The sequence below is a fragment of the Pseudoalteromonas sp. T1lg22 genome (assembly GCF_002964645.1).
Classification (GTDB): Bacteria; Pseudomonadota; Gammaproteobacteria; order Enterobacterales; family Alteromonadaceae; genus Pseudoalteromonas.
In genome coordinates this window covers 1-14,802 of record NZ_PQBY01000006.1, presented here as the reverse complement: position 1 = coordinate 14,802, position 14,802 = coordinate 1, and the positions used below count along the sequence as shown (strand labels likewise).

Here is a 14,802-nt window from a genome sequence, read left to right as displayed (position 1 = left end):
GTGGGCAAGATATGAGTTTGAATAGCGCAGCGGAGATCATCGAAGACATTAAAAATGGCAAAATGGTCATCTTGATGGACGACGAAGATCGTGAAAACGAAGGCGACCTGATTATTGCCGCCGAGCACATCAGTGCTGATGCGATTAACTTTATGGCGACCTATGGCCGCGGCCTGATCTGCTTAACGCTGACACAAGAGCGTTGTGAGCAATTGGCACTGCCGCTGATGGTGAAAAACAATGGTGCCCAGTTCTCGACCAACTTCACCATGTCTATTGAGGCCGCCAAGGGTGTGACCACAGGTATTTCTGCCGCCGACCGTGCGCGCACGGTGCAGGCCGCCGTGGCCAAAGGCGCGGTAGCCGAGGATATCGTTCAGCCTGGGCATATTTTCCCGATTATGGCCCAGCCAGGAGGCGTTTTAACCCGAGCAGGTCATACCGAAGCAGGTTGTGACTTAGCCCGTCTGGCCGGTCTTGAGCCGTCGTCTGTAATTGTCGAAATCCTGAACCCAGATGGCACCATGGCCCGACGCCCAGAGCTGGAAGTGTTCGCTAAGGAGCACGGTATTAAGATGGGCACCATTGCCGATCTGATTGAGTACCGTAACCTTAATGAAACCACCATTGAGAAGGTTGCCCAGTGTAAGCTGCCGACCGAGCATGGTGAGTTCGAGCTGGTAACATACAAAGACACTATCGATGGTCAGCTTCACTATGCCATGGTGAAGGGTGAAATTAACGACCCAACCTTAGTGCGTGTGCACCTGCAAAGTACCTTTAACGACATTCTGCTATCCGATCGCGGTGCCGATCGCAGCTGGACGCTTTCTAAGGCCATGGATTACATTGCCAAAAATGAAGGGGTACTGGTTATTCTTGGCAAACAAGAGTGCAGCGAGGATATCGAAGCCATGGTCAAGGCGTTTGCCATGGAAGATGAAGGTCAGCAGGCCAATCATCGTAAATTCCAGGGCACCTCGCGTACCGTGGGCATTGGCTCGCAAATCCTTGCGGATTTGGGCATTACCAAGATGCGCCTGATGAGCATGCCGAAGAAGTATCACGCGCTGTCAGGCTTCCACCTTGAAGTGGTTGAATACGTACAGCCAGAATAAGCAGCTATTTTTTTTCAGTTATGGTATGATGCGCGGCAATTTTGCGATACCCCCTAATTCGCCCCGCATCACGCGTTGGCAATATCAATAAAGGTTTATAAATGAAAATTATTGAAGGTAACAAGTTTGCACCGGGCAAAAAATTTGCCATCGTGATTTCACGTTTTAATGACTTCATTGGCAGCAGCCTACTTGATGGCGCGGTGGATGAGTTAAAGCGCACTGGCAACGTCAGTGACGACGACATCACAGTAGTTTACGTACCGGGCGCCGTTGAGTTACCACTTGTGGCTAAGCGTCTTGCCGCTAAAGGCGAGCACGATGCCATTATCGCCCTTGGCGTTATTATTCGTGGCGGCACACCGCATTTCGATCTGGTTGCCGGTGAGTCGAACAAGGGTCTGGCACAAGTATCGCTAGAGTATGATGTACCAGTTGCTTTTGGTGTATTAACCACGGAAAGCATAGAGCAAGCCATTGAGCGTGCTGGTACAAAAATGGGCAACAAGGGTGGCGAAGCTGCACTAAGTGCCCTAGAAATGGTTAATGTTTTAGACAAAATTTAAGGGTTCACAGTGAAACCAGCAGCTAGACGCAAAGCGCGCGTATTGGCCCTACAGGCCGTTTACTCTTGGCAAATGAGTGGCAATGCCATTGCCGACATCGAACAGAATATGTTGCTTGAGAACGACATTTCTAAGGTTGATGTAGAGTATTTTAAAGATCTCGCTCGTGGCGTGGCCGTTAACTTTAAACAGTTGGACACCATTTTGGCTCCGCACCTAACGCGTCCTTACGAAGACATCGACATGGTTGAGAAAGCCATTCTGCGTCTAAGCGCGTATGAGTTAAAGTTCCGTGAAGACGTACCTTACAAGGTAGCGATTAACGAAGGCATTGAATTGGCAAAAACTTTTGGTGCCGAAGACAGCCATAAATTCGTTAATGGTGTGCTGGATAAGGCGGTCAAGGAACTGCGTAGCTAAGCACCTGACAACAAGGAGAGCCGGCTCAGGCCGGCTTTTTTGTGTATGCAAGAATTTGAATTAATTAATCGCTACTTTAAAGGCCGTGGCATCAGTCGTCGCGACGTTAACTTGGGTATTGGGGATGACTGTGCTCTAGTCACAGTGCCGCAAAACAGCCAGTTGGCGGTCACCACAGACACCATGGTCAGTGGCGTGCATTTCTTTGAAGATATGTCACCACGAGCCTTGGGACATAGAGCCATCGCCGTAAACCTGAGCGACTTGGCGGCCATGGGCGCCGAGCCGGCCTGGGTGTCGGTGGCTTTAACCTTGCCTCATGCCGATGCGCAATGGCTGGAAGAATTTACTGCGGGCATGCATGAAATTGCCGAGTATTTTAATGTCCAGATCATAGGGGGTGATACCACTCAAGGGCCGCTTACGGTAACCGTTTGTGCCAAGGGCACGGTTCCCGAAGGCAAGGCTATTACCCGCAGTGGTGCCAAGCCAGGCGACTGGATTTATGTCACCGGCCCGCTTGGGGATGCCGGATTGGCGGTGGAAGCACGCAAGCAACACCTGGACATAGACCCGGAGTGGCTGAAAAAATTAACTCATAAGCTTGAATACCCGACGCCGCGCGTTGCTGCGGGGCAGGTGCTGCGCGGTTATGCCAGTGCCGCCATCGACATCTCCGATGGTTTATTGGCGGACTTAGAGCACATCCTTGAGATGTCTCAGGTCAGTGCCACCATACAGGCCGATAAGATCCCTACCACTGAGGCGTTCCGCCAAAGTATCGAGGGTGAAGCCAAATGGCCGTATATCCTGGCCTATGGCGACGATTACGAGCTGCTTTATACGGTACCGGAGAACCACAAGGCCATGCTCGATAACAAGCTTAACCAGTATGGTATCGATGCCGTGTGTATCGGCCAGATCCGCGGTGGCGAAGGCAAAGTCGACGTCTTTGATGGTGAGCATAAGCTGGATATCAGCGCCATGGGATTTGAACATTTTGCCGAGGATGACGCATGCTAAGCATGACCAGTAACAGCTATAATTTACGCCGTGGCCATCAGTTCTTAGGTCTTGGCTTTGGCCTGGGTTTAAGCCCCAAGGCGCCTGGCACTGTCGGCACCTTTGCCGCCTTGCCCTTTATCTTTATGACCATGAACTTTCCGCTGTGGCTGCAACTGGTGTTTGCGGTGGTGATCTCTGTGCTGGGTATCTGGGCCTGTGGCAAAACAGCTGATGATTTGGGCGTACACGATCACCCGGCAATCGTCTGGGATGAGGTGGCTGGTTTTTATATCACCATGATAGGTGCGGCGCTGAATTGGCAAACGCTTTTGGTTGGCTTCTTATTATTCCGCTTCTTCGATATCGCCAAACCAGGACCGATACGCATGCTGGATAAACGCCTACACGGTGGTTTGGGCATTATGGCAGACGATATTTTGGCCGGGATTTGCTCTCTAATTTGCCTACAGGCGTTAATTAAAGTAGGTTATTTGCCTGGACTATAAGTTTTGAACATGGGTGTGACATTGCTGCGGTTTTTACAGTCACTTTTGCTGCTGGCGGCGACGCTGATAACATCAACGGCGTCGGCATCTATTACCGATTATGTAGTCAAACAATGGAACACACGTAATGGCTTGCCTTCGCAATCCTTAAAGAGTGTGACCCAGGACAATCAGGGTTATATTTGGGTCGGCACCCAGTTCGGCCTCAGTCGCTTCGATGGCGAGCACTTCACCAACTTTAATGAGCAAAACAGCAACTTCCTAAGCAGCAATGCCATTAACAAGCTGCTGATAGATAAAGAAGGCCTGCTGTGGATCGGCACCAAGAAAGGGGTTTCTGTGCTCGACCCCAACTCGATGAACTACTTTCAGTTCGGCATTAGCGGTCCGGTGCGCGATATCTTGCAAGATGACAAGGGCAATATCTGGGTTGCCGCCAGCGAACTTTTTTATATCGAGCGTAACCAAATTGCCTTCCACCTTGACGAAGAGCAGCGCCGCCGCAGCGGCCGCATGCAAAGCCGCTTAACTGCGATTAACCAGATTTCCGTCAGTAAGATGGCGCTGGCGCCGCAAGGTGTTTGGTTGGTCAGTGAAAATCACCTCTTGCGCCTAACCAATATGTCGTCCTCATCATCCAGGCTGCGCTTAAAAATCACCGCCCGGGTGACCTTACCCGAGCGCTTGGCACAAACCATAATTCATGATTTGGCCTGGCTTGAAGGCACTCTTTATCTGGCGTCCGAGCTCGGCGCCTATTTCCTTGATATAGACGATGAATTACGTCCTTTTGCCTTGCCAAACGCCAGTAATGCCGCCGTTTATAAGTTTATGAGTGACTCCGATGGGGCGTTGTGGATTTCGACCTATGGCCGCCTTTTGTATCGCGATAACTCCAAAGAGTGGCAGTGGGTGGAGCCGGCAGCACTGGATCAAAGCATCTGGTTTTCAGACATTTACCGTGACGATCAAAATAATATTTGGCTGGCCAGTTTTAGTGAAGGCTTGTGGCTGGCGCATGCCGGGCGGGTAGAGCGCCACAATGCCTTATCAAGCATGACCGAAGCCGTGATGGCGCTGACCCTCTCTCCCAAGGGGCAACTTTGGGTTGCCAACCGCTCTGGAGTCGGCTATTTCGATCAGGACAATAACTTCGTTAATCGTATTCCTCGCGCCAAGCTCAGACGCAGCGCCGTGCACGATATGCATTTTGTCGGCGAGCGCCTCTATATCGCCACCGACCGCGGTGTCCTCTATTTTGAAAATGAAGAACTCTTTAATATAGAAGCGCGCGAGCTGCGTCTTAACCCTGTGTTTGCCATTAGTGAGGCCAGCGCCGGTGGGCTTTGGTTTGGTACTGGTCGCGGCATGTATCGCCTTGGTTATAAGGGGCTGACTCCCTTTAACTATAATGCGGTGCTCGACAGTAAATTTATCACCTTTGTCGTCGATAAGGGCAAATACGGCCTGATCGGCACCAGTCAGGGCGGCTATATCTTCTCCGACAAGGGCATAGAGCGTGCCGGTGATAACACCGCCCTTGAGAGCGCTTATGTCACCAGTATCTTAGAAATAGACGGGGTGGGCACTTTAGTTGGCTCACTCAATGATGGCCTTTTCTATCGCAGTACCAAGGGGCGTTGGCATCAGCTTGATGTTTCTAACGGTCTGCCTTATGGCTCCATCTTTAGTTTGCATTATGACAAAGATCTGCAGCGGGTCTGGGTCAGCACCATGAAGGGTGTGTATCGCATGCCGGTGGAGCAATTCTCCGATGAAATAGGCAACTTGCAGGTGGAGCAGGTGATCTCCTCCTACGACCGCCAATTAGACGGTAAGGCCAGCCAGTGCTGTGCCGGTTTAGGCCATGATGCGGTTGCCGATAATGGCAGTTCGATTTGGTACCCCAGTTTGCAGGGGGTGGTGGAAATTCCCAAAAGCGTGCAGCTGTTTGGCCAGGATCCTCTAGCTCCTCAGGTGGAAAGCATAGCTACGCCACGACGCACCCTTTACACGGGTGCCTTGGGCAAGAAACCAGTGCTTGATACCGATGAGCGCGACCTTACCATCAGCTACACCGCCATCGACTTTTATGCGCCGGCGGAAGTGGAGTTTCGCTATCGCTTACAGGGCTTGGACAATGACTGGCGCTACGCCAACAATCGCCGCGAGGCCATTTATACCAATTTACCGCCCGGGCCTTTTGTCTTTCAACTTGAAGCCAAGCGCACCAGCGGCAATTGGCAAGAGGCCAGCAGCGCAGAGTATGCCTTTACCGTGCCACGTCGGTTTGATGAAACCATTTACTTTCGTTTGCTGATCGTTTCTTGCTTCTTCTTTATTTTGTATCTGTTGCTGTGGGTCTTTAGGGCACAGGAGCGACGTAAACAGGCGGCGTTGGAAAGCTTGGTGGAAGAGCGCACCCTGGAGCTGCGTGACGCCAACGACAAGCTCAATCAGGTTAACTCTCAGTTGAAGTTAGTGAGCCATTCCGACGAGCTGACCGGGCTGCGAAGCCGCCGCTTCTTGTTCGATCAGCTGCCCAAGGATATAGAGCACTATCAGCGCAATGCAGAGTCCTTGCAAAAGCAGGGTCGTGCCCTGGTGCTGGTAATCGTCAATATCGACAACTTCTCGCGTATAAATGATGCCTACGGGCCACTAAGCGGCGATAGCTGCTTGCAGCAAATGGCCACCCTGCTTAACTCCTGTACTCAAGGGTCGGACTATGTGGCGCGCTGGAGTGGCGATGAGTTCTTATTGCTGCTGCGTGACTTTGAGGTCGATCAGGTTAATCTCTTTGTGCGTAATCTGTGTAAGTCCATCGCCAGTAAGAGCTTCTTACTGCCTAATGGTAAAAAGATTAACCTCAGCGCCTCCCTGGGCTGGTCCTGCTATCCCATGCCTTTATTAGGCGGCCAGGTGATCGGGTGGGAAACCTCTGTGAATCTGGCGGATATCGCCCTGCATCAAGTGAAAAAGCGCGGCGGTGATGGCTGTGCACATATCGAATTTGATGATCAGCTTGATGCCTTTGAGTTCGAGCAAAGCGAGAATCTTGATGAGCAGATAGCGACGCTGCAGAGCTCGTCCCTGGCGGATATTAAGATTTGGATGCGTTAAGCCAGAGCTAAGTCATTGGCCTCTATGAGCCAAAACACGGACAGAAAAAAGGAGCGATATCGCTCCTTTTTGCTTTTATTTAGCTTTGCTAGTTACGCTAACCAAGCTTTAACTTGTCGCTCGATACCGGCGCTATCCAGGCCAAGCTCTGCGTGCATTTCCTGCTGGGTGCCGTGCTTGATAAAGACATCCGGCAGGCCTAAGTGTAATACCGGCTTAAGCTGCTTGCTTTGTGCCAGATATTCGCTCACCGCTGAGCCGGCACCACCGGCAATCACATTGTCTTCCAAGGTCACCAAGTGCTCATGGGTAGCGGCTAATTCATCAATCAGCGCCGTATCCAGTGGCTTAACAAAACGCATATCTACCAAGGTGGCATCCAGTGCTTCGGCGGCTGGCTCGGCATACTCGAGTAGGGTACCGAATGACAGTATGGCCACACCTTTACCTTGACGAAGCACACGGCCTTTACCAATTTCAAGCGCTTGCATTTGTGCATCGAATTCACCCTCACCGGCGCTGCCACGGGGATAGCGCACCGCTGCCGGCTTATCCAGCTTGTGGCCGGTGTAAAGCATGTTGCGGCATTCGTTGGCATTGGCCGGAGCCATGATCACCATATTAGGAATGCAGCGTAAGAAGCTTAAATCATAGGTGCCCTGGTGAGTTTCACCATCGGCGCCAACCACACCGGCACGGTCGATAGCAAATAACACAGGTAACTCTTGCAGGGCAACATCGTGGATCAGCTGATCATAGGCGCGCTGTAAGAAAGATGAGTAAATCGCCACCACAGGATTTAATTGCTCGCAGGCAAAACCGGCGGCTAAGGTCACAGCATGCTGCTCGGCAATGGCCACATCAAAATACTGCTCTGGGTATTCCTTGGAGAAACGCACCATGCCTGAGCCTTCACGCATGGCCGGGGTAATGGCCATCAGGCGGCTGTCTTCGGCGGCCATATCGCATAGCCAGTCGCCAAAGACCTTGGAAAAGGTCGGCGCGCCAGGCTTTGACTTGGGTAACTTGCTTTCGCTTGGGTCGAATTTGGGCACCGCATGGTAACCGATAGGATCGGCTTCGGCAGGCTTATAACCTTTACCTTTTTGTGTTTTCACGTGCAGTAGCTGCGGACCCTTAAGGTTGCGCATATTGCGCAGGGTGTCGACAAGCATATTAACGTCGTGGCCATCAATGGGGCCGATATAATTAAAGCCCAGCTCCTCGAAAAAGGTGCCAGGGATCACCATGCCTTTCAGGTGCTCTTCCATGCGGCTGGCCAGCTCTTTGACCGGCGGCAGACCGGAGAGCAGCTTTTTGCCGCCTTCACGAATATTGGTGTAAAAGCTGCCGGAAAGAATACGAGCGAAGTGGTTATTCAGGGCGCCCACGTTTTCCGAGATAGACATCTCGTTATCGTTGAGGATCACCAGCATATCCGACTTCACATCACCGGCGTGGTTCATGGCTTCGAAGGCCATACCTGCGGTAATAGCACCATCGCCGATCACGGCTACGGTTTTACGTCCTTTACCTTCTTTTTGCGCCGCAATCGACATGCCTAACGCCGCAGAAATCGAGGTACTTGAGTGACCCACACTAAAGGTGTCGTACTCGCTTTCGCCACGGTAAGGAAAAGGGTGCAGGCCATCTTTTTGGCGGATGGTGTGCATTTGCTCGCGACGACCTGTGATCAACTTATGCGGATAGGCCTGGTGACCCACATCCCAGATCAAGCGGTCGAATGGCGTGTTATAGACATAATGCAACGCCACAGTCAGCTCCACCGTGCCTAAACCTGAGGCAAAATGGCCACTGCTTTGTGATACGGAGTTCAGTAGGTAGTCCCGCAATTCATAGCTAAACGCGCCTAGCTTATCTTGAGCCAGGTCGCGCAGTTGTGCAGGTTCATCGACCTGATTTAAAAGGGGATACTTGCTACTATCCAAATTCATGCGTTTTATTATCCTTCACTGCGATGGCCCGAGTATATCAAAATGGGCACGGCCATCTGTAGTAATTTTTAATGATCTCGGGCGATGATGTATTGCGCCAGTTGCGCCAACATCCTGGTGTCATAGGGCAGGTTATCGAGGGCGGTAATGGCCTCGTCATAGAGCTGCTGTAGTTTGGCTTTTGCGCCATCTAAGCCAAGCAGAGCCGGGTAGGTGGCTTTACTGGCGGCCTCATCCGAGCCCTGCGGTTTGCCCAGGGTCTGGGTGTCGCCTTCTATATCTAAAATATCGTCTTGCACCTGGAATGCCAGGCCGATGGCCTTGCCGTATTTTTGCAGTGCCGCTTGCGTATCGCTGTCGCCCTTGGGGGCGCATAAATAGCCAAGCTCGATGGCGCAGCTTAGGAGCGCACCGGTTTTAGCATTATGTATCTGCTCAAGCTCGCTTAAACTGATGTCTTTTCCTGTTGCGGCTATGTCCAGGGCCTGGCCGCCGACCATGCCGAGCAAACCAGACGCTCGGCTTAGGCTTTGTACCAGGCGAATTTGCGCGCCAGCCTCTAGGTTAAAGTCGCTGCTGCTTAGTAGTTCAAAGGCGATGCTCTGCAAGGCGTCACCGGCCAAAATGGCATGGGCTTCATCATAGGCAATATGGCAGGTGGGGCGACCACGGCGTAATTCATCGTCGTCCATGGCTGGCAAGTCATCATGCACAAGGGAATAGCTGTGAATACATTCGATGGCCGCGGCGGCCTTATCAAGATCGCCCTTGTTGGCACCGAGCATGGAGCCGACGCAATAAACCAAAAACGGACGCAGTCGTTTACCGCCATTTTGTACGCTGTATTGGCTGGCCGCGAGGATCCTTGGTTGGGCATCTTGCTGGCTGTGGAAATAGTTTTCCAGGGTGTGCACTACGTCTTGCTGCGCTTGCGCTAAGGCTTGTTTTAATTCCACAGTGACTATTACTCTTGAGGGTCCATAGGCGTTAATTCGCTGTCGAGATCATTACTCATCAGCATGCTTACCTTTTGCTGTGCATGATCCAGTTTTTGCGCCGAGACATTGGCCAGGCTGATACCACGTTCAAACTGCTTTAAAGAATGTTCCAGCGGCATATCGCCTTGTTCCATCTCAGTGACAATTTGGCTCAGTTCATTGATTGCGTCCTCAAAGGTGAGGTTTTCTGGTTTTTTTTGGGCCATTGCCTGCGCTCTCGTTACTGAATTGCTAAGAGCGCCAATTTTAGGGGGATTCCGTGACCAGGTCAAAGGCGGTGATGATTTTCGACCACTTAGAGCCAGTGTAGCTGTTTTTAATCTGCGGATTTTAAATAAAGGGTTAAGTACTTGAAGTGGCTCGGTAGCAATTTAAAGCATGGGTGCGCGTTACTTAGTGAGCACTTGCTCTTAATATTCTTTCATCAAAATTAAAAATGCACTACACTCTTTCTTACTGTATGGATGAACAGTTGTTGTGCTATGAAGCTATATATTGCCGAAAAACCTTCCCTTGGGCGTGCCATTGCTGCCGCTTTACCTAAACCCCATAACAAAAAAGACGGCTATATCGAGCTGGGCAACGGCGATTGCGTGACCTGGTGTATCGGTCATCTATTAGAGCAGGCTGAGCCCGATGACTATGATGCCGCTTATAAAAAGTGGCAAGTACAGCATCTACCCATAGTGCCACAGCAATGGCAGCTTAAAGCCAAGAGCAAAACCCGCAAACAACTTACCCTAGTTAAAAAGCTGATCAAGCAAGCTTCGCAAATTGTTCATGCTGGCGACCCCGACAGGGAAGGGCAACTCTTAGTCGATGAGGTGATCTCCCAAGCCAATGTGAGCACGGCTAAAAAGCAAAGTATTCAGCGTTTACTGATCAGTGACCTAAATTTACCCGCAGTGAAAAAGGCCCTTGGACAATTGCGTGCCAACGCGGAATTTATTCCACTTAGCGTCTCGGCCTTGGCGCGCTCCCGTGCCGATTGGCTGTTTGGCATGAACCTCACCCGGGCCTATACCCTTGCGGGCCAAAAAGGCGGCTATAAGGGTGTGCTCTCCGTTGGCCGGGTACAAACGCCCATCCTTGGCTTGGTGGTAGCGCGGGATAAAGAAATTAACGAATTTGTCAGCAAGCCCTTCTATGAAGTAGAAGCCCTGATGCGCACTCAAGAGCAACAAGGCTTTACCTTAAAGTGGCAACCCAGCGAAGCCTGCCAACCTTATCAGGACGAGCAGGGTCGGGTATTAGTCAAGGCCTTGGCCGATAACGTTGTTTCCCGTATCAAGGGGCAGCATGGATTGATCACTCAGGTCAAAAGGGCTGAAAAACAAGAGCAGGCGCCCTTGCCTTATAACCTGTCGGCACTGCAAATCGATGCCGCCAAGCGCTTCGGGTTGCCAGCCAAAGCGGTACTTGATACGTGCCAAAGTCTTTATGAAAAACATACCTTGATCACCTATCCACGCTCGGATAATAGGTATTTGCCTAAGGATCATTTTCAGCAGGCGCCTGACATTATCGATAGCGTGATTGCCAACGGCGTGTTTTCAAAAGAGCAGCTGGCTACCGCGGATCCGTTAAGAAAAGCACGTTGCTTTAACGATGCCAAGGTTGCCGCTCACCATGCCATAGTGCCGACCAATAAAAAGACCTCGGCGCAGCTCACAGAAACGGAGCGTCGTGTTTATGAGCTGATCTGTCGCCAGTACGTGATGCAATTTATGCCGGCCTACCGTTATCACCAAACCGATGTGGAAGCAGAGATAGCCGGCGGCACGTTCACTACCAAGGCCAAAGAAGAGATAGAACGCGGCTTTAAGGTGTTATTGCCCAATAAAGAAGAAAAAGAAGCGCCTAGCTTACCGCCTTTAAGCCTGGGTCAGCAGGTACTGTGCGAGGATGCGCGGCGATTAGATAAAAACACCACACCACCGGCGCATTTTACCGATGCCACCTTGCTTGCAGCGATGACTGCTATTTCCCGCTATGTGAAAGACCCGGATATCCGTAAGGTGCTGCGGGAAACCGATGGTCTGGGTACAGAGGCGACCCGCGCCAGCATTATCGAGTTATTGTTTACCCGTGGCTTCCTTGCTCGCAGTGGCAAGACCATTGTTGCCACAGAAACGGGTGTGGCGCTGATCAATGCCTTGCCTGACACCCTTTCAACACCGGATATGACCGCTCATTGGGAAATGGCCTTGGCACAAATTGCAGAGAAACAGCTTAAGTACGATGATTTTATGCAGCCCTTGGTTGGGCAACTAGGGGCATTAATAGAAGAAGCAAAAACCTGTGACAGTCGTCAGTTTTCACATATCAAGAGTCAGGTAAAAAGGAAGTTTAAGGGCGCGAGAAGAAAAAGCACGCGCCCGAAAAGCAGTAAAGCTCAGGCTTAGTTTCTATTAAACAAGGCCAATGCTGCATTACTCATGGCGTTGACCCCAGTTGGAATCGCCTTTTGGTAATCCGGAGCAAACTTACTCGAATGCAATGACGGCAACTGGGTATTGTTTTTCATTGCCTTCTTATAAGTATCCGGGTTTACACCACCTAGCCAGAATAGGGTAATAGGCAGCTTGTCTTCGGTGCGGCCATATAAACCAAAGTCTTCACCGGCCATGACTGGCTCGGTCAACTCAACATTATCGGCGCCAATGGCCGCTTTAATGGCCTGGGTGACGCGAGCGGTTTGCTCCGGGTTATTGTAGGTCGAGGGAATAGACTCGGCCTCATGAACCACCACTTCAGGGTAAAGTGATTCTTCAAGCCCGGCACTGGCGGCAATACCCGCGGTAATGCGCTTAATCGCCGCAATCTGTTGTTCGCGTACCGCCGGGTTATAGCTGCGTAATGTCAGCTGGAGTTTGACCTCGTTGGAAATAACATTGTGCTTACTGCCCCCATGGATTGAACCTACGGTGACTACCGAAGGCTCAAGAGGAGAGAGTTCGCGGCTGGTGATCGTTTGTAAGGCCAGCACGATACGAGAAGCCAGCACCACGGGATCGATAGTGGTATGCGGGTAAGCACCGTGGCCGCCTTTGCCTTTGACATGAATATCAACAGAGTCGACGCTGGCCATGGTGTACTCCGGCTTTAAAGCAACCTTACCCGCGGGCACACTGGCACTGACATGCAGGGCTAAAATATGATCCGGTTTGGCAAACTGGCTAAAGAGCCCTTCGTTTAACATGGCCTTGGCGCCGGCACCCACTTCCTCGGCGGGCTGGGCCACCATCATTAGGGTGCCTTGCCATTGGTCTTTGTGGGCGACCAAGTGCTCGGCGGTGCCAATAAAGCTGGTCATGTGAATATCGTGACCACAGCCGTGCATCACGCCGACCTCAGTCCCTTCTTTATTTAGCACCTTCACCTTAGAAGCATAGGAAACGCCGGTTTGTTCGGTGATGGGTAAACCGTCGGTGTCGGTGCGGATCATAATAGTAGGGCCTGCACCATTTTCTAGCAGTCCGACCACGCCATAACCGCCCACCTCTGTGGTCACCTCAAAGCCTAGACGTTTTAGTTGCTTGGCGATTTTCTTGCCGGTTTGTTGTTCTTGTAACGAGAGCTCAGGGGATTGGTGTAAGTCCAAATAGAGCTTTTCCAGCTCGGGCAGGCGCTCGTTAACCTTAATAGCGGCGCCGGCGGGCAATGCCGTGGTTAATAATAACGCCGTGCTCGCTATTGTCATATTTTGCAGAAAACCCATAATATTCCTTACACTTGTAATTGTGATCTTTGACTCCATATCAAAGCCTAATTCTAAATAGATGGCAACTTAACCATGACGAATCAAATTCAACTTACTGCTGAAAATATTCAGCAGGTTTTAGGACAAACTTCCGAAGACAATATCGTTGCCTTGAGCTTCTACTCGGCGCAGAGCCATGAATGCCAAGAGCAGGCACGTATTCTCGATGGTTTAGCGCAGCAATATCAGCAGCATCTTATCGTTGCTACCCTGGACTGTGACCTTCAGCAAGCGCTGGCCAGCCAGTTGGCGCAGCAAATTGGTTTGCAGACATTACCTACCTTAGTGCTATTAAAAGGTGGCGCGCCGGTGGATATGTTGCCAGGCGCGCAAAGCGAGCAACAAATAAAAGAAGCATTGCAAAAGCACCTGCCACAGCCGGAAGATGCTTTATTACAGCAGGCTAAAGCAGCGTTGGCGGCGGATAACCTGAATGAAGCCTTTAAATACGCCAAGCAGGCCTATGAAATCGACCCGCAGAATGCTCGAATTAAGCTGGTGCTAACCGATATCTGCATCCAAATACATAAGTTGGATGATGCAAAAGCCTTGCTAGATACCATAGCGTTGGCGGATCAGGACGCCTACTACAACAATATCAAAGCAAAATTAGAGCAAGCAGAGCAAGCACAAGACTCTCCTGAGATCCGCTTATTGCAGCAGGAAATTGAGCAGCAAGGCGATAATTTGGAGCTTAAGGTGAAACTGGCGGTGGCTTTTAATGATGCCGGTCGTAAAGCTGAAGCGCTCGAAACTTTATTTTTAGTGCTAAAGAAAGATCTTAACTTTGCCGATGCGAAGAAGTTCTATCTTGATATTATCGCCAGCCTACCTGAGGGGGATGCCCTGGCGGCGGCGTCACGTCGAAAACTATATAGCATTCTTTACTAGGGCTATTTTTGAGTACCTACATATATAGGTATAGATATGACTACGGCGAGCTTAGACTCGCCGTTATTATTTTTAGATTCCTACCTTGATCTTTACCGCAGTTGTTCAATACTTAGTAGTCCTGCCACGGAAGAATCATAACAAGGCCTGAATTCAAGACCTGAATTTGGCTACTTAACATCCGGTTTTGGGTGCTTATTAATCAATTGATACGCAAAAGGCTATTTTTCGCAATTTTCTTTAAAAAAGGGGTTGCGTCAAAATCGAATCTCCCTATAATGCGACCCCACTGAGACGGCAGGCAGCAACGCATAGCGAGGCGCTAGCGACTCAGGGGGTCAAATAAAACTTCAGTTTTGAAAAATGAAAACTTTCTCAAAATTAAGTGTTGACAACAAATCAGGGTTGAGTAGAATGCACAGCCCTCGAGACGCGAAAGCAACTCGAAACCGGGTAA

General features: G+C 50.8%; 12 protein-coding genes. 8 read left to right on the top strand and 4 right to left on the bottom strand.

Going from position 1 to position 14,802, the window contains the following annotated elements; translation table 11 throughout:
• Positions 1 to 11 precede the first annotated feature (11 nt).
• The 6 genes from ribBA (at position 12) to C2M24_RS02285 (ending at position 6,738) form a co-directional block, all read left to right on the top strand.
• Positions 12 to 1,118, top strand: coding sequence for a bifunctional 3,4-dihydroxy-2-butanone-4-phosphate synthase/GTP cyclohydrolase II (ribBA, locus tag C2M24_RS02310; RefSeq protein WP_105199735.1), 1,107 nt, complete (start codon positions 12 to 14; stop codon positions 1,116 to 1,118).
• Between the two features lie 101 nt (positions 1,119 to 1,219).
• Positions 1,220 to 1,684: a 6,7-dimethyl-8-ribityllumazine synthase gene (gene ribH, locus C2M24_RS02305; RefSeq protein ID WP_105188120.1), complete on the top strand. Its 465-nt coding sequence runs from the start codon at positions 1,220 to 1,222 to the stop codon at positions 1,682 to 1,684.
• A gap of 9 nt (positions 1,685 to 1,693) precedes the next feature.
• A complete protein-coding gene (gene nusB, locus C2M24_RS02300) occupies positions 1,694 to 2,104 on the top strand; it encodes a transcription antitermination factor NusB (RefSeq protein WP_105199736.1) in 411 nt (136 codons plus the stop codon).
• A 45-nt stretch (positions 2,105 to 2,149) separates the two neighbouring features.
• Positions 2,150 to 3,127 carry a thiamine-phosphate kinase gene (thiL, locus tag C2M24_RS02295; RefSeq protein WP_105213186.1) on the top strand — a complete coding sequence of 326 codons (978 nt, stop codon included), beginning with the start codon at positions 2,150 to 2,152 and terminating at the stop codon, positions 3,125 to 3,127.
• 2 nt (positions 3,128 to 3,129) lie between these two features.
• Positions 3,130 to 3,615: a phosphatidylglycerophosphatase A family protein gene (locus C2M24_RS02290; RefSeq protein WP_105199773.1), complete on the top strand. Its 486-nt coding sequence runs from the start codon at positions 3,130 to 3,132 to the stop codon at positions 3,613 to 3,615.
• A gap of 9 nt (positions 3,616 to 3,624) precedes the next feature.
• Positions 3,625 to 6,738 (top strand): diguanylate cyclase domain-containing protein, encoded by a 3,114-nt coding sequence (locus tag C2M24_RS02285; RefSeq protein WP_105213185.1) that lies wholly within the window; start codon positions 3,625 to 3,627, stop codon positions 6,736 to 6,738.
• 92 nt (positions 6,739 to 6,830) lie between these two features.
• On the opposite strand, the gene dxs is transcribed toward C2M24_RS02285, so the two are convergent.
• From dxs to C2M24_RS02270, 3 genes are all read right to left on the bottom strand, one after another.
• Positions 6,831 to 8,693 carry a 1-deoxy-D-xylulose-5-phosphate synthase gene (gene dxs, locus C2M24_RS02280; RefSeq protein WP_105213184.1) on the bottom strand — a complete coding sequence of 621 codons (1,863 nt, stop codon included), beginning with the start codon at positions 8,691 to 8,693 and terminating at the stop codon, positions 6,831 to 6,833.
• Between the two features lie 68 nt (positions 8,694 to 8,761).
• Positions 8,762 to 9,649: a (2E,6E)-farnesyl diphosphate synthase gene (gene ispA, locus C2M24_RS02275; RefSeq protein ID WP_105213183.1), complete on the bottom strand. Its 888-nt coding sequence runs from the start codon at positions 9,647 to 9,649 to the stop codon at positions 8,762 to 8,764.
• 8 nt (positions 9,650 to 9,657) lie between these two features.
• The gene (locus C2M24_RS02270; protein ID WP_105199741.1) at positions 9,658 to 9,897 is read right to left on the bottom strand and encodes an exodeoxyribonuclease VII small subunit; all 240 of its coding nucleotides are present in this window, start codon (positions 9,895 to 9,897) and stop codon (positions 9,658 to 9,660) included.
• A gap of 276 nt (positions 9,898 to 10,173) precedes the next feature.
• On the opposite strand from C2M24_RS02270, the gene C2M24_RS02265 reads away from it, so the two are divergent.
• Positions 10,174 to 12,096, top strand: a complete 1,923-nt coding sequence (locus C2M24_RS02265; protein ID WP_105213182.1) for a DNA topoisomerase III — start codon at positions 10,174 to 10,176, stop codon at positions 12,094 to 12,096.
• Here the strand turns inward: C2M24_RS02265 and C2M24_RS02260 are convergent.
• On the bottom strand, positions 12,093 to 13,412 hold the full coding sequence (locus C2M24_RS02260) for a M20 metallopeptidase family protein (RefSeq protein WP_442792499.1): 1,320 nt from the start codon (positions 13,410 to 13,412) through the stop codon (positions 12,093 to 12,095). The genes C2M24_RS02265 and C2M24_RS02260 overlap by 4 nt on opposite strands.
• Before the next feature lie 75 nt (positions 13,413 to 13,487).
• On the opposite strand from C2M24_RS02260, the gene C2M24_RS02255 reads away from it, so the two are divergent.
• The gene (locus C2M24_RS02255; RefSeq protein ID WP_105213181.1) at positions 13,488 to 14,345 is read left to right on the top strand and encodes a tetratricopeptide repeat protein; all 858 of its coding nucleotides are present in this window, start codon (positions 13,488 to 13,490) and stop codon (positions 14,343 to 14,345) included.
• The last annotated feature ends 457 nt before the right edge of the window (positions 14,346 to 14,802 follow it).

Excerpts from the sequence above, each read along its gene's own strand:
- ribBA (WP_105199735.1), top strand. The coding sequence starts at position 12 with ATGAGTTTGAATAGCGCAGCGGAGATCATCGAAGACATTAAAAATGGC.
- ribH (WP_105188120.1), top strand. The coding sequence starts at position 1,220 with ATGAAAATTATTGAAGGTAACAAGTTTGCACCGGGCAAAAAATTTGCC.
- thiL (WP_105213186.1), top strand. The coding sequence starts at position 2,150 with ATGCAAGAATTTGAATTAATTAATCGCTACTTTAAAGGCCGTGGCATC.
- C2M24_RS02290 (WP_105199773.1), top strand. The coding sequence starts at position 3,130 with ATGACCAGTAACAGCTATAATTTACGCCGTGGCCATCAGTTCTTAGGT.
- C2M24_RS02285 (WP_105213185.1), top strand. The coding sequence starts at position 3,625 with ATGGGTGTGACATTGCTGCGGTTTTTACAGTCACTTTTGCTGCTGGCG.
- dxs (WP_105213184.1), bottom strand. The coding sequence starts at position 8,693 with ATGAATTTGGATAGTAGCAAGTATCCCCTTTTAAATCAGGTCGATGAA.
- C2M24_RS02270 (WP_105199741.1), bottom strand. The coding sequence starts at position 9,897 with ATGGCCCAAAAAAAACCAGAAAACCTCACCTTTGAGGACGCAATCAAT.
- C2M24_RS02265 (WP_105213182.1), top strand. The coding sequence starts at position 10,174 with ATGAAGCTATATATTGCCGAAAAACCTTCCCTTGGGCGTGCCATTGCT.
- C2M24_RS02260 (WP_442792499.1), bottom strand. The coding sequence starts at position 13,412 with ATGGGTTTTCTGCAAAATATGACAATAGCGAGCACGGCGTTATTATTA.
- C2M24_RS02255 (WP_105213181.1), top strand. The coding sequence starts at position 13,488 with ATGACGAATCAAATTCAACTTACTGCTGAAAATATTCAGCAGGTTTTA.